Origin of the sequence: Streptomyces qinglanensis, assembly GCF_900111245.1 — a bacterium.
GTDB lineage: Bacteria > Actinomycetota > Actinomycetes > Streptomycetales > Streptomycetaceae > Streptomyces > Streptomyces qinglanensis.
On the sequence record NZ_FOGO01000009.1, the window covers coordinates 178,646 to 193,186 of the forward strand.

8 protein-coding genes are annotated in these 14,541 nt (G+C 72.7%); 4 read left to right on the forward strand and 4 right to left on the reverse strand.

What is annotated here, in order from left to right; all coding sequences use genetic code 11:
• Positions 1–169: 169 nt before the first annotated feature.
• Together typA and BMX65_RS20095 are read right to left on the reverse strand one after the other, a co-directional pair.
• A complete protein-coding gene (gene typA, locus BMX65_RS20090) occupies positions 170–2,041 on the reverse strand; it encodes a translational GTPase TypA (RefSeq protein WP_075001725.1) in 1,872 nt (623 codons plus the stop codon).
• Positions 2,042–2,347: 306 nt separating this feature from the next.
• On the reverse strand, positions 2,348–4,597 hold the full coding sequence (locus BMX65_RS20095; RefSeq protein WP_239502111.1) for an ABC transporter family substrate-binding protein: 2,250 nt from the start codon (positions 4,595–4,597) through the stop codon (positions 2,348–2,350).
• 633 nt (positions 4,598–5,230) lie between these two features.
• Between BMX65_RS20095 and BMX65_RS20100 the strand changes: the two genes are divergently transcribed.
• The 4 genes from BMX65_RS20100 to BMX65_RS20115 all read left to right on the forward strand — a co-directional run bounded on the left by BMX65_RS20100 (position 5,231) and on the right by BMX65_RS20115 (position 9,245).
• Positions 5,231–5,518, forward strand: a complete 288-nt coding sequence (locus BMX65_RS20100; protein WP_075001726.1) for a hypothetical protein — start codon at positions 5,231–5,233, stop codon at positions 5,516–5,518.
• A gap of 82 nt (positions 5,519–5,600) precedes the next feature.
• Positions 5,601–6,452 (forward strand): hypothetical protein, encoded by an 852-nt coding sequence (locus BMX65_RS20105; protein ID WP_075001727.1) that lies wholly within the window; start codon positions 5,601–5,603, stop codon positions 6,450–6,452.
• Between the two features lie 16 nt (positions 6,453–6,468).
• Positions 6,469–8,460, forward strand: a complete 1,992-nt coding sequence (locus BMX65_RS20110) for a fumarate reductase/succinate dehydrogenase flavoprotein subunit (protein ID WP_075001728.1) — start codon at positions 6,469–6,471, stop codon at positions 8,458–8,460.
• Positions 8,457–9,245 (forward strand): succinate dehydrogenase/fumarate reductase iron-sulfur subunit, encoded by a 789-nt coding sequence (locus BMX65_RS20115; protein ID WP_075001729.1) that lies wholly within the window; start codon positions 8,457–8,459, stop codon positions 9,243–9,245. Before BMX65_RS20110 ends, BMX65_RS20115 begins: the two co-directional genes overlap by 4 nt.
• A gap of 190 nt (positions 9,246–9,435) precedes the next feature.
• On the opposite strand, the gene BMX65_RS20120 is transcribed toward BMX65_RS20115, so the two are convergent.
• Both BMX65_RS20120 and BMX65_RS20125 read right to left on the reverse strand, forming a co-directional pair.
• Positions 9,436–11,481, reverse strand: coding sequence for an ATP-binding SpoIIE family protein phosphatase (locus BMX65_RS20120; protein ID WP_075001730.1), 2,046 nt, complete (start codon positions 11,479–11,481; stop codon positions 9,436–9,438).
• A 304-nt stretch (positions 11,482–11,785) separates the two neighbouring features.
• Positions 11,786–14,371 carry a SpoIIE family protein phosphatase gene (locus tag BMX65_RS20125; protein ID WP_239502110.1) on the reverse strand — a complete coding sequence of 862 codons (2,586 nt, stop codon included), beginning with the start codon at positions 14,369–14,371 and terminating at the stop codon, positions 11,786–11,788.
• Between the last annotated feature and the right edge of the window lie 170 nt (positions 14,372–14,541).

The following is a 14,541-nucleotide window of genomic DNA, read 5'->3' on the forward strand; positions in this document are numbered from 1 at the left end:
GGGGGTTGCTCAGGGAGAAGTCCAGGATGCACGAAGGGGCCCCACCCGTCGGGTGGGGCCCCTGTGCCTGCGATCCGCCCGCTTCCGGCCGCTACGGAGTGCAACCGGTCGTGGAGGCTTCGGGCAGTGCCGGGCAGCGCCGTCGCACCGCCCGGAACCGCTCCTTCGGTCAGCGCTTGGCGCGGGCCGCAGCCCGCGCGCGCTCCTTCATGTCGAGGTTCACCTTCCGGATGCGCACCGTCTCCGGCGTCACCTCGATGCACTCGTCCTCGCGGCAGAACTCCAGCGCCTGCTCCAGCGAGAGCCGCCGCGGCGGCACCAGGTTCTCCGTGGTGTCCGCGGAGGCCGCCCGCATGTTGGTGAGCTTCTTCTCCTTGGTGATGTTGACGTCCATGTCGTCGGAACGGGAGTTCTCGCCGACGATCATGCCCTCGTACACCTCGGTGCCGGGCTCGATGAAGATCGTGCCGCGCTCCTGGAGGTTCATCATGGCGAACGGCGTCGCCACCCCGGAGCGGTCCGCGACCAGCGACCCGCTGCGCCGCGTGCGCAGCTCGCCGAACCACGGCTCGTGCCCCTCGAAGATCGAGTGCGCGATACCGGTACCACGGGTCTCGGTCAGGAACTCCGTACGGAAGCCGATCAGCCCGCGCGAGGGGACGAGCCACTCCATGCGCACCCAGCCGGAGCCGTGGTTGGTCATGGTCTCCATCCGGCCCTTGCGGGACGCCATGAGCTGGGTGATGGCACCCAGGTGCTCCTCGGGGGCGTCGATGGTCATCCGCTCGACCGGCTCGTGCAGCTTGCCCTCGACCTCGCGGGTGACGACCTCCGGCTTGCCCACGGTCAGCTCGAAGCCCTCCCGCCGCATCGTCTCCACCAGGATGGCCAGCGCCAGCTCACCGCGGCCCTGCACCTCCCAGGCGTCGGGACGCTCGGTGGGCAGCACCCGCAGCGAGACGTTGCCGATCAGCTCCCGGTCCAGCCGGTCCTTGACCAGCCGCGCGGTGACCTTGTGGCCCTTGCCGCCCTTGCCGACCAGCGGGGAGTTGTTGGTGCCGATCGTCATCGAGATGGCGGGCTCGTCGACGGTGATCAGCGGCAGCGCCACCGGGTTCTCCGCGTCCGCCAGCGTCTCGCCGATCATGATGTCGGGGATGCCGGCGACCGCGCAGATGTCCCCCGGCCCGGCCTCACTGGCGGGCTTGCGGGTCAGCGCCTCGGTCATCAGCAGTTCGGTGATCCGCACGTTGTGCACGGAGCCGTCCCGCTTCATCCAGGCCACGGTCTGGCCCTTCTTCAGCGATCCCTCCTTGACCCGCAGCAGCGCGATCCGGCCCAGGAAGTTGTCCGCGTCCAGGTTGGTGACGTGCGCCTGCAGCGGCGCGGCCTCCTCGTACACCGGCGCGGGCACCGTCTCCAGCAGGGTGGTGAAGAACGGTTCCAGGTTGGTGCTGTCCTCGGGCACCGCGCCGTCGGCGGGCTGGGTCAGCGAGGCGACGCCGTCGCGGGCGCAGGCGTAGACGATGGGGAACTCGATCTGCTCCTCGTCCGCGTCCAGGTCCAGGAAGAGGTCGTAGGTCTCGTCCACGATCTCGGAGATCCGGGCGTCGGGGCGGTCCGTCTTGTTCACGCAGAGGATCACGGGGAGCCGCGCCTGGAGCGCCTTGCGGAGCACGAAGCGGGTCTGCGGCAGCGGGCCCTCGGAGGCGTCGACCAGCAGGACGACCGCGTCCACCATCGACAGACCGCGCTCGACCTCGCCGCCGAAGTCGGCGTGGCCGGGGGTGTCGATGATGTTGATGGTGACCGGGTCGCCGCCGTCCTTGGGGTGGTACCGGACCGCGGTGTTCTTGGCGAGAATGGTGATCCCCTTCTCGCGCTCCAGGTCGTTCGAGTCCATCACCCGGTCGTCGACGGATTCGAGCTGGTGGGCCGCGAAGGCTCCGGCCTGCTTGAGCATGGCGTCGACCAGGGTTGTCTTGCCGTGGTCGACGTGGGCGACGATAGCGACGTTGCGGATGTCGTGGCGCGTGGGCACTGGGGGGTGTCTCCCGGGTTGACGGATCGGGCCGCGCTTCCCCGGCCTCCCGGCCGGTGGTGCCCGGCCCTGTGCGACCGGCCGCGGTCCCTGACGCCGGGCACGGCTCGCCGCGGCCTCGTCAACCATGGTACGGCCCCGTCCGCCGAGTGCCGGACGGGGCCGTGGTAGCGGGCTCCCGGGGGCCGCGGGCACGCCCGCGGCAGCGGACCGGTGCGGGCGGGCACCGATGGGCACCGACCTGGCGCCGACGGGCGGGGCCCGCGACCGGGGCGGCCGGACGTGCGGGGCCCCGGCGCCGCCCGCTCAGCTCTTCCGGCGCCCCATGTCCTCGTACGCGGGAGAGGCGAATCCGGAAGCGCCGACGTTGGCCAGGTCCCGTTTGACCGCCACGAGCTGCGGACGCTGGTAGAGCGGCAGCGATCCGGCCACCGCCCAGATCCGCCGGTCGGCCTTCTCCATCAGCTCCCGGCGCCGCCCGTCGTCGAGCTCGGCCGCCGCCTGCTCGAAGAGCTGGTCGATCCGGTCGGTACCGACGCGCGCGTAGTTCTGCTCGACCAGCAGTGAGCCGTCGGAGGCCGCGCGCGGCTTGGCGAAGATCGGCCGCGCCTCGGTGGCGGGGAAGGCCGTCGCGGGCCAGGAGAACAGCGCCAGGTCGTAGTCGCCCGCCGCGATGTGGTCCTTGAAGTAGCTGTCGCCGGGCACTTCCTTGATCTGGGTGCGGATGCCGACCTCGTTCAGCATCCGGGCGATGCGCTTGCCGGTGGCCCGCAACTGCGCGGAGCCCTTGCCGCTCGGCAGCACGAACCGCAGCGCGAGCGGCTTGCCGTCCTTGCTGCGCACCGCACTGGCCGGGTCGCCCGCCAGCAGCCGCATCTCCTGTGCCGTGGCCTGTACCTTCTCGGCCGTCTCGAGCGCGGCCCTGGCCCGGCTGAGCTTGCGCTCCGAACCGGCCTGCTCGGCGGAGGCCAGGCTGGAGTGCGCGGCCTGTGCGAGGACGGCGCCGCGCTGGGCGGTGGCCGAGGCCGTCAGACCCAGCGGCCGGTCCACGACCCGGGCGATCTGCGCCGCGGTCAGCCGTACGACGGATGCCTCGGCCGCCGCGCGGTGCGGCGCGCGGCCGCCCGCGTCGGGGGAGCCGGCCGCCGCGGACGGCTCGGCGGGCCCGCCGTCGGCCCGGTCCTCCCCGTCCCCGCCGTCGCCCTTCTCCTTCTTCTTCTCGCCGTCCGCCTTCCCGGCGCTCCCGTCGGCGTTCGGCCCGGCGAGCCCGCCGGTCTTCCAGCCTGCGTCGGCCAGCAGGGACTGCGCGGAGTCGAGGTCGGCGCTGCCGAAGGCCCCGCTGTTGTCCCGGTAGCCGTCCTGGTCGGCCATCCGCAGATGGCTGCCGAGCGGATCGTCCGGCAGCCCGGTGCCCGCGAGTGCCTTCTCCGCCAGCTCGTCCCGGTCGATGGCCTGCGCCACCGCGCGGCGCACCCGCTCGTCGGCGAGCGGACCGCCGGAGGCGTTCAGGGTGAGCTGGGTGTAGGCCGGGTCGAGCGCCCGGCGCACCTCGTAGCCGCCCAGCGCCCGTGCGGTGGCGGCGCCCAGCCGCTCCCGGGCCTTGCGCTTGCGCGCCTCGCGCCGCTTCGCCTCCTGCTTGCGGGCCTCCGCCGCGTTCTTGGCCCCCTCGGCCGCGTCCGGGCGCTGCGGGCCGCCCAGACCGTTCGCGGCACCGATCCGCTCGGCCGTCGAGGCGCCGATGTCGGCGACGTCCACCGTGCCCTTGGCCAGGGCCGCGGTCCGCTTGTCGCGGGGTACGGCCGTCAGCACGATGCCGTCCAGCTTCGCGCGGTCGCCCCACCAGCGGGGGTTGCGCTTGAGGAGGGTGCGGGAGCGGTCCTTGCCCGCCTTCACCACCCGGAACGGGCCCGCGGCGGCGGGCAGCGAGGTGCGGAGGCCGTCGTTGAAGACCTTGGGGCTGCGCATGGCCTGCTTCGGGTACAGCGGGGTGAACAGCGACCGCCAGTCCGCGTAGGGCTTGCCGAAGACGACCTTCACCTCGTCGTCCCCGGCCCCCTTGGTGATCTTGCGGATCCGGTCGTATCCGGCGTTCCGCGCGGTCCAGTAGGCGTTGTTCTTGCCGCGCAGCGCCTTCCACTGGGCGCGGAAGTCCGCCGCGCCCAGCCGCCGCCCGTCGCTCCAGCGCGCCTTGGGGTTGAGCTTGTAGACGACGGTCTGCCGCGGGTCGGTGTCGGTGACCTCGGCGCTGCGCAGGAAGTCCGGGTCGGCCTGCGGGCGACCGCGCTTGTCCAGGTCGAACAGCGAGGGCAGGGTGGCCCCGGCCACCCGCTGGGTCGCCTCGGTCGAGTCGGGCTGGAAGACGTTGAACGTGCTGGGCGGCGCGTCCACCGCCCAGCGCAGGGTGCCGCCGGAGGCGATCTGCTGCCGTGCGGCGGCCCGTACGTCGCCGCCGGCCCGGGCCGAGCCGACGTTCCCGGCCTCGGCGTCCTGCGAGTCCGAACCCCCGCACGCGGCGAGTGGCAGTGGCAGCAGCACCCCGGCGGCCAGTGCGGCCACCCAGCGCCGGGTGCGGCGCCGGTTCCTGCTCAGCGGGACGGTGGCGTACCGGCCGGGGTTCCTCTCCGACCGGGGCGGCCTCGAGGGCCTTCGTGATTCGGCTGGGACGGCTCGCATGCTGAAACCTCCGGGGCTGACCGCGCCCGCGTACGTCCACTTTCGGCGGTTTTGGCGGCTCATCACATCTATTCGCCCCGCCGAGGGCGCCCGCACACCCGGGAGGCGGGCAACACGACGTACGGAGTACACACGCCACCCGTGCGGAGCACTCCGGTGCGGCACGCGGAGAGCACACAGCCCGGCCCCCGCGCCCCCGGGCCACCCGAACGGGCTGACCCGCGCGGCAATCCCGTACGGACATGCGAGCGAGTCGCTGTCGGCGGCCACTCGGGCCCGGCCCGGAACCGGCGACCCGGGGCAGGCGCGCCGGGGCAGGCGGCCCAGGAGAGGCGGCCCAGGAGAGGCGGCCCGGCATCGGCGGCGGAACCGGCGGCCCGCCGGGCCCGGGAGCCGCCCGGGTGGCCCGTACGGCGGAAAGGCGTACCGCACCCTTCACAAGCGGGAGTGTGACGCGCAACACTCGCCACGCGCACGGACCGCGCCAGCCGCCACCACCGCGGAGGTGGGCACGTCATGTCTCTGCACGACGAACTGACAGCCGCTCAGCGCTGCCTGGACGATCTCGCGCGCTGCGTGAGCCGACTGGAGAAGCACGTCGGCACCGGCCTGGAGATCAGGCGGGTACGCAGCGACGCCGAACACCTCAAGGAGTCGCTCTCCCTGCTGAGAGCGACCGCTCCGCCGCCGAGGGCCGAGCCGCCCGCCGAGATGGTGACCATCCCCGACCAGCCCTACGACCCGGGCCTGTGGACGGATGTCGACGACGAGGGGCTCGGAGCGCGCGACCGGCACGCACCGTGACTCGTTGGACAGCGAGTCGTTGAAGGCACGCCCTTGCTGCCCGGGCCTGCCCTGACCCCAGCCGTCTCATCCGGAGAAACCGTTGGCCACTGGCACCGAACCCCGACCGAAGACCGGGTCCCGCCCTCCCGCGGACCCGGGATCCACCGGCGTGCGCGCCGGCACCCGCGCCGCCATCGCCGCGCCGCATCTGCGCACGGACCGGTGGTGGCTCGCCCCCGCCGCGACCGCGCTCGGACTGCTGGCGTTCGTCGTCTACTCGACGTGGCGCGCGTTCGCGAACGCCGACTACTACCACGCACCGTATGTCTCGCCGTTCTACTCGCCCTGTCTGGCGGACAACTGCACGACGATGAAGGGCGGGCCCAACTGGGGCCTGTTCGGCGAGTGGTGGGGACTCTCCCCCGCCTTGCTCATCCTGATCTTCCCGCTGGGCTTCCGGCTCACCTGCTACTACTACCGCAAGGCGTACTACCGCGGTTTCTGGGCCTCTCCTCCGGCCTGCGCGGTCGCCGAACCGCACAAGAAGTACACCGGCGAGACCCGCTTCCCGCTGATCCTGCAGAACGTCCACCGCTACTTCTTCTACGCGGCGCTGCTGGTCGCGGCGATCCTCACCTGGGACACCGCGCTCGGCTTCCGCAACGAGGAGTACGAGTGGGGCCACATGGGCCTGGGCACGCTGGTCTTCCTCGGCAACATCCTGCTGATCTGGGCGTACACCCTCTCCTGCCACTCCTGCCGGCACATCATCGGCGGCAGGCTGCGGCACTTCTCCAAGCATCCGGTGCGCTACCGGATGTGGGGCTGGGTCGGAAAGCTCAACGAGCGGCACATGCTGCTCGCCTGGGCCTCGTTGCTCAGCGTGGCGCTGGCGGACTTCTACGTCTACCTGCTCGCCACCGGCACCATCACCGACCCGCGGCTCTTCTGAGAGGGACACCAGCGACATGGCACACGTCGAACGTCAGCAATGGGACGTCGTCATCGTCGGCGCGGGGGGCGCCGGACTGCGGGCCGCGATCGAGGCCCGGGAGCAGGGGCTGCGCACCGCGGTGATCTGCAAATCGCTCTTCGGCAAGGCCCACACGGTGATGGCCGAGGGCGGCATCGCCGCCAGCATGGGCAACGTCAACGAGGGCGACAACTGGCAGGTGCACTTCCGCGACACCATGCGCGGCGGCAAGTTCCTGAACCAGTGGCGGATGGCCGAGCTGCACGCCCGCGAGGCCCCCGACCGGGTGTGGGAGCTGGAGACCTGGGGCGCGCTGTTCGACCGCACGCCGGACGGCCGGATCTCGCAGCGCAACTTCGGCGGGCACGAGTATCCGCGGCTGGCCCACGTCGGCGACCGCACGGGCCTGGAGCTGATCCGCACGCTCCAGCAGAAGGTCGTCTCGCTCCAGCAGGAGGACTTCCAGGAGAGCGGCGACTACGAGGCCCGGATCAAGGTCTTCCAGGAGTGCACCGTCACCCAGGTCCTCAAGGAGGACGACCGGGTCTCCGGGGTCTTCTGCTACGAGCGCGAGAGCGGCCGGTTCTTCGTCCTCGAGTCGCCCGCGGTGGTGCTGGCGACCGGCGGTATCGGCAAGTCGTTCAAGGTGACCTCCAACTCCTGGGAGTACACCGGGGACGGGCACGCGCTGGCGCTGCTCGCCGGCGCCTCGCTGATCAACATGGAGTTCGTGCAGTTCCACCCCACGGGGATGGTCTGGCCGCCGTCGGTGAAGGGCATCCTGGTCACCGAGTCGGTGCGCGGCGACGGCGGGGTGCTGCGCAACTCCGAGGGCAAGCGGTTCATGTTCGACTACGTCCCGGACGTCTTCAAGGAGAAGTACGCCGAGTCCGAGCAGGAGGCCGACGGCTGGTACGAGGACCCGGACAGCAACCGCCGCCCGCCCGAGCTGCTGCCCCGCGACGAGGTGGCACGGGCCATCAACGCGGAGGTCAAGGCGGGCCGCGGCTCCCCGCACGGCGGGGTCTTCCTGGACGTCTCCACCCGGATGCCCGCCGAGACGATCAAGCGGCGGCTGCCTTCCATGCACCACCAGTTCCGCGAGCTGGCCGATGTCGACATCACGGCCGAGCCGATGGAGGTCGGCCCGACCTGCCACTACGTGATGGGCGGCGTGGACGTCGACTCGGACACCGCGGCGGCCCGGGGCGTGCCGGGGCTGTTCGCGGCGGGCGAGGTGGCCGGCGGGATGCACGGCTCCAACCGGCTGGGCGGCAACTCCCTCTCCGATCTGCTGGTCTTCGGGCGCCGGGCCGGGCTGCACGCCGCGGAGTACGCACGCGGCCATGCCGATGAGCGCCCGCGGGTCGGCGACGCGCAGATCGACGCGGCGGCGGCCGAGGCGCTGCGGCCCTTCGGCGTCGGATCGGCGCCGGAGGAGGAGCGCGCGCGGGAACCGGAGGCGGCCGAGAACCCGTACACGGTCCACCAGGACCTGCAGCGGTCCATGAACGAACTGGTCGGCATCATCCGCCGCGAGGAGGAGATGTCCGAGGCGCTGGAGCGGCTGGCCGAACTGCGCGAGCGGGCCCGCCGCGCGAAGGTGGAGGGGCACCGGCAGTTCAACCCCGGCTGGCACCTCGCGCTCGACCTGCGCAACATGCTGCTGGTCAGCGAGTGCGTGGCCCGCGCCGCGCTGAACCGTACCGAGTCGCGCGGCGGGCACACCCGCGACGACCATCCCGAGATGGACCGCGAGTGGCGCCGCGCCAACCTGGTCTGCACCCTCGCCGCCACCGCCCCGGAACCGCCCGGTGCCGGGAGCGAGGCCGCGGCCGAGGCGGGGACCGAGACGGGGGCGGGTCGCGCGGGCCGGATCGCGCTGCGGCGCCGTGAGATGCCGCCGATCCGCAAGGACCTCCTTGAGCTGTTCGAGAAGGAGGAGTTGATCAAGTATCTGACCGACGAGGAGCTGACGAGCGAGTGACTACCGCACCGGACACGACCAGCTACGACGCGCACTTCAAGGTCTGGCGCGGCGATGTGGACGGCGGCGGCCTGGAGGACTTCACCGTCGAGGTGAACGAGGGCGAGGTCGTCCTCGACATCATCCACCGCCTCCAGGCGACCCAGGCCCCGGATCTCGCGGTCCGCTGGAACTGCAAGGCGGGCAAGTGCGGTTCGTGCAGCGCGGAGATCAACGGGCGGCCCCGGCTGCTGTGCATGACCCGTATGTCGGTCTTCGACCGCGACGAGACCCTCACCGTCACCCCGCTGCGGGCCTTCCCGGTGGTGCGGGACCTGGTGACGGACGTCGGTTTCAACTACGAGAAGGCGCGGCAGGTGCCCGCGTTCGTGCCGCCCCAGGATCTGGGGCCGGGCGAGTACCGGATGCAGCAGGAGGACGTGGGGCGCTCGCAGGAGTTCCGCAAGTGCATCGAGTGCTTCCTGTGCCAGGACACCTGCCATGTGGTGCGCGACCATGAGGAGAACAAGACGGCCTTCGCCGGGCCGCGCTTCCTGATGCGGGTCGCCGAGCTGGACATGCACCCGCTGGACGCCGCCGAGGAGACCGGCCTGGACCGCAAGTCCACGGCGCAGGAGGAGCACGGGCTCGGCTACTGCAACATCACCAAGTGCTGTACGGAGGTCTGCCCCGAGCACATCAAGATCACGGACAACGCGCTGATCCCGCTCAAGGAGCGTGCCGCCGACCGCAAGTACGACCCGCTGGTCTGGCTGGGCAACAAGATCCGCCGCCGGACGAGCTGACGGGCCGAGCGCTTCCGGGCGGCCGGTGGCGCGGCGGGGTCCGCCGCGCCACCGGCCGCCCCCGCGCGTCCGCGCCCCGCCGTCCGAAGACGGCCGCCCTCCCAAGACGGCCGCCGCCCGGCTCGCGGCCCGCCGGACGGCTCGCGAATGCCGGACGGCTCGCCCCCCCCCGGCGGAAGCGCGGCGGGGCTCAGAACAGGTTCAGCAGCGCCTCGGTCGGGTCCGGGGGCGCTCCGCCCTCCTCGGGGCGGGGCAGTTGGAACCAGACGGCCTTGCCCGAGGGCACCCGGCGGCTTCCCCAGCCGGTGGAGAGCAGGTCGACCAGTTGCAGTCCCCGGCCGCCCTCGTCGGTGTCCCGGGCCCGGCGCCTGCGCGGCTGGACCTGCCCCGCGTCCCACACCTCGCACACCAGCGTCCGCTCCAGCAGCAGCCGCAGCCGGATGTTCCCCTCGCCGTACCGCAGCGCGTTGGTGACCAGTTCGCTCACCAGCAGCTCGGCGGTGTCGCTGAGCGCCTCCAGGTCCCAGGCGGTGAGTTGCTCGCACATCAGGTCGCGGGCCCGCGCGACCGACCGCGGCTCGGGCGGCAGCGTCCAGTCGCCGACGTGCTCGGGGTCCAGCCCCTGCACCCGGGCGACGAGGAGTGCGATGTCGTCCTCGCCGTGGTGCACGTTGAGGGTGCGCAGCACCCGGTCCGCGGTGTCCTCCAGCGGCTCGGCGGCGTCGGTGAGCGCCGAGCGGAACCGGTCCAGCCCCTCGTCCAGCGGATGGTCCCGGGACTCGACCAGGCCGTCGGTGTAGAGGGAGAGCATCGCTCCCTCCGGCAGCTCGATCTCGATCTCCTCGAACGGCTCGCCGCCCACGCCGAGCGGCACCCCCTTGGGCACCTCCAGCAGCAGCGCGGGCTCGCCGGGCTCGACCATGATGGGCGGCAGATGCCCCGCGTTGGCGAAGGTGCAGCGCCGGGAGACCGGGTCGTAGACGGCGTAGATGCAGGTGGCCAGATACACCTCGGACAGGTCGGTGTCGCTGCCCCGCTGGCCCCGCTGGGAGTGCTGCTTGCGCGGGTCGCCCAGGCCGCGCGCGATCTCGTCCAGTGCGCCCAGCACCTCGGCGGGTTCCATGTCGGTGAGGGCGAGGGTGCGTACGGCGGTGCGGAGTTCGCCCATGGCCACCGCGGCCCGCAGCCCGCGGCCCATCACGTCGCCGACGACGATGGCGGTGCGGTGTCCGGGCAGTTCGATGACGTCGAACCAGTCGCCGCCCACCTCGGTCGCCGGGTTGCCCGGCAGGTAGCGGCAGGCGATCTCCAGTCCGGCTGCCTCCGGGTCGCCCGGCGGCAGCAGGCTGCGCTGCAGGATGAGGGCGCGCTCGTGCTCCCGGCGGTAGAGGCGGGCGTTGTCGATGCAGACGGCGGCGCGGGCCGCCAGCTCGGCGGCGAGGGCGCCGTCGCGCTCGCCGAACGGCTCGCTGCCCTTGGCCCGGGAGAACTGCGCGAGACCCAGCACCCGGTCCCGGGCGACCATGGGCACCGCGAGCGTCGACTGCACGACGGCGCCGAACTGCGCCGGCACCGTGCCGTCCTGGCCGGGGATGTGCTGCACCCGGCCGGTGCGCAGCGCGGTGGCGAACGGGGAGTGCTCGGCGTAGCAGTGCGTGGAGCCCACTTCGGCGGGCTGGCCCGGCTGCCCGGCGGCGGGCGCGCCGCCATTGGCCCGGGCGCGGGCCGCGCCTTCCGCCGGGTCCGTGCCGTCCGGTGCGGTGCCGTCCGGTGCGGTGCCGCGCGGGCGGATCACCGCCTCGCGGGCCCGTGCGTCCTCGTCGGGAAGGGCGTATACGTAGGGGGTGTTGGCGACGGCGCTGGCGAAGGCGACCCGGCGCAGCTCTCCGCGCGGCGAGCCGACCGGCCCCCGGCGGCGTCGGGGCAGCCCGCCGGCCAACCGGCCCTCGGCCGCCTGGCACCGGCCGGATTCCGGCCCGTCGAAGCCCTCGGCCTCGTCGGTGTCCTCGGGAGGCGTCGGTCCGACGGGGCGGGGTTCGTCCCCGGCCAGCACGCTCTCGTAGAGGTCGACGGAGGCCAGATCGCAGAACTGGGGCACCGCCACGTCCAGCAGCTCGCGAGCGGTGGTCTCCAGGTCCAGTGAGTTGCCGATCCGCGCGCCCGCGGCGTTCAGCAGGGCCAGGGCACGACGTACGTCGTCCTGCTTACCGGCCGCCTCCACCGGGATATCGCTCAATGCCGCCCCTTCCACTGCCGGTGCTCGCCTCCGGTCCGAGAAGTGTGGCAGGCCGGAGAGCCGTCCGGAGCCCGCTCTTCCCGATCGCCACAAGTCTTCCTTGTCACGACGAGGCAATACGCGCACACCCCCGCTGTTCACGGGAGTCACCCCTGACTCCTAACCAGGGAAAGCCGGATCGAACCCCAGGAGTACGCACCGGCCACGGACCGGGCCATGCCGGCGTTTCGCGCCACCCCACGCCACCCGAGCCGCATCCGTTGCTGCTGTTGCGGACGGGGTGACCGGCGCCGTCCCGGTCCGCTCAGGGCAACGGCAGTTCGAACCAGACGGTCTTGCCTTCGGGGCCGTGCCGGGTGCCCCAGCGGCGGGCCTCGCTGGCCACCATCTGGATCCCCCGGCCGCCCTCCTGTTCCTCCGTGACGACGCGCTCACGGGGCGGTTCGGGGAGCAGGTCCGACACCTCCACGATCAGCACTCCCCCCGGCCCGGCCGGATCGCGACCGATGTCGCGTACCACCCGTACTCCGACAGGGCCGTGCGCGTACCGCAAGGCGTTGGTGACCAGTTCGCTCACCAGCAGCACACAGGTGTCCTCCAGATCGCTGAGCCGCCACTCCCGCAGTGTCTTCCGTACGGCTTCGCGCGCCCTGCGCACGGCGTAGCTGCCGGGGGTGAAGGACCAGGAGGCGGCGGTGTGCCCGGGCAGTCCGCCGAGTCTGGCCATCAGGAGCGCGACGTCGTCCCCCGTGCCGGACCGGCCGGGAGTTCCGGAGCCCTGCCCGCGCAGCGAGTCGATGAGCAGGTCGCAGGAGTTCTCCAGCCCGCCGCAGCCGGTGGCACCGACGGGTCCCGCCGAGACGTAGGCGGCCGCACCGTTCCAGGTGCACCCGTCCCCGGGTGCCGAGCGGCGGGATCCGGGACCGGCGAGCAGCGCGCAGACCCGGTCGATGCCCTCGGTGATGTCCTCGCCTCTGCTCTCGACCAGGCCGTCGGTGTACAGCACCAGGATGCTCCCCTCCTCGACCTCGGTCTCGGTCAGCGGGTACTCCTGGTCCGGTTCGGGTCCGACAACGCCGAGCGGGACGCCCGAGGGCACGTCGACGGGCCGGACCCGGCACCCGCTCTCGCCCTCGCGGGTGACCAGCAGCGGCGGCACATGACCCGCGCTCGCCATGGTCAGCACCCCGCAGCGGGAGCCCGCCGAGGTGGGGGCCGGTTCGAAGACCGCGTACAGGCAGGTGGCCATCAGGGGGTCGTCGGGCCCGTGGGAGAGGTCGTCCCCCACCGTGCTGACCCGGGCGAGCAGTTCGTCCGGCGGCAGATCGAGGCCCGCCAGCGTGCGGACGGCGGTACGCAGCCGCCCCATCGTGACCGCCGCGTGCAGTCCGTGCCCCATCACGTCGCCGACCACGAAGGCGACCCGGCCGCCCGGCAGCGGGATGACGTCGAACCAGTCGCCGCCCACCTCCGTACCGCTGCTGCCCGGAACGTAGCGGTAGGCGAGGTCGACCCCCGGCGGCTCGGGGATGCGCTGCGGCAGCAGGCTGCGCTGGAGCATCAGCGCGCCCTCCCGCTCGCGTGCGTACAGCCGGGCGTTGTCCAGGAAGGTGCCGGAGCGGTCGGCCACCTCCGTCGCGAGCGCGCGGTCGTCGTCCCCGTACGGCTCGTCCCCCTGCGCCCGGCTCACCAGCAGCAGCCCGAGCACGGTGCCGCGCGCCCGCAGCGGCACCGCCATCAGCGAGTGCACCCCCAGTTCGAAGCCGGCCTCGACCCGGGGGTCGCCGGACCGGGTCGCGCGCAGGATCTCCTCGGGCGTACCGGCGAGTTGCGGCATGCCGCTGTCCAGCGCCCGGCCGAGCAGCGACTCCCGTTCGTAGCGGATCTCGCTGCCGAGCCGCAGCAGCCGCTCCACCTGCTCACCGCTCTCCCGGGCGGCGAAACCGAAGAGGCGCAGCGGCGTGCCGACGGGAATCACCGGTTCGGGAAGCTCTCCCCCGACGGCGACCTCGTCGCGCAGCATGATCCCGGCGTAGCCGGCGAACCGCGGCACCAGCACCTCGGCGAGCGCCTGCGCGATGGCGTGGACGTCCAGCAGATTGCCGAGCGCCACGCCGACCTCGTCGAGCAGGGCGAGCCGCTGCCGTGCCGCCTCCGCCTTGTTGAGCGCCTCCAGCCGCTCGGTGATGTCCATGACCGTGCAGCTCACCCCGCGGACCGTGCCGCTGCGGTCGGTGATCCGGGCGTAGGAGAGGGAGCGGGCCCCCCGGCCGTCGGGCGCGGTGGTCACCAGGTCCACCACCGAGCGCCCGGTCTCCAGCACCCTGGACTGGATCTGCAGCACCTCCTCGGCCATGGCGGCGGGGAGCAGGTCGGCGACGGTGTGGCCGATGAGCTCGGCGCGGGTTGCGTTGTTCAGTCGTACGAGGGCGTCGTTGAAGCGGACGAAGCGCCGCTCGGTGTCGAAGACCGCGATGCCCAGCGGCGAGGAGGCGAACAGGGCGTCCAGCACGGCCAGATCGTGCTCGACGGCGCGCAGCCGGCTGGTCTCCATGATGCTCGCCAGGACGAACGGGCGCTGCTCGGTGTCCCGCAGCATCGAGCCGCGGCCCTCGACCTCGACCACGTTCCCCGCCCGGTGGCGGACGTGCAGGATGCCCTGCCAGCTTCCGGTGCGCCCCAGGCTGTTGCGGCGGGCGCGGCGCTCGGCCTCGTCGCTCTCGACGAAGTCCTCGATCGAGCGGCCGACGGTGTCCTCGGCCGACCAGCCCAGGATCTCCTGGGTGGTCGGGCTCCAGACCAGGACGGTGCCGTGCCCGTCCAGCATGACGACCCCGACGCGGAGGGTGTCCAGGAGCGAGGTCGCCTCGCCGGCGGGTTCGGTGCTCACACGGCCCACGCCCCTGGTCGGGAACTGGATACCTTCGACGTGGGCTCATTATCCACATATCGGACACGGGGTGCGAAGGGGCGCACGCGGGGCGCCGTACTCGGCGCCGGGGCAGAAGGGGACGACAGGGGCACAGGGGGACAGAGGGGACAGGGGGGGCAGGAGCGGAG

What these genes read in the sequence shown, in the direction of transcription:
- BMX65_RS20100 (WP_075001726.1), top strand. Translation starts at nt 5,231, where the DNA reads ATGTCTCTGCACGACGAACTGACAGCCGCTCAGCGCTGCCTGGACGAT.
- BMX65_RS20110 (WP_075001728.1), top strand. Translation starts at nt 6,469, where the DNA reads ATGGCACACGTCGAACGTCAGCAATGGGACGTCGTCATCGTCGGCGCG.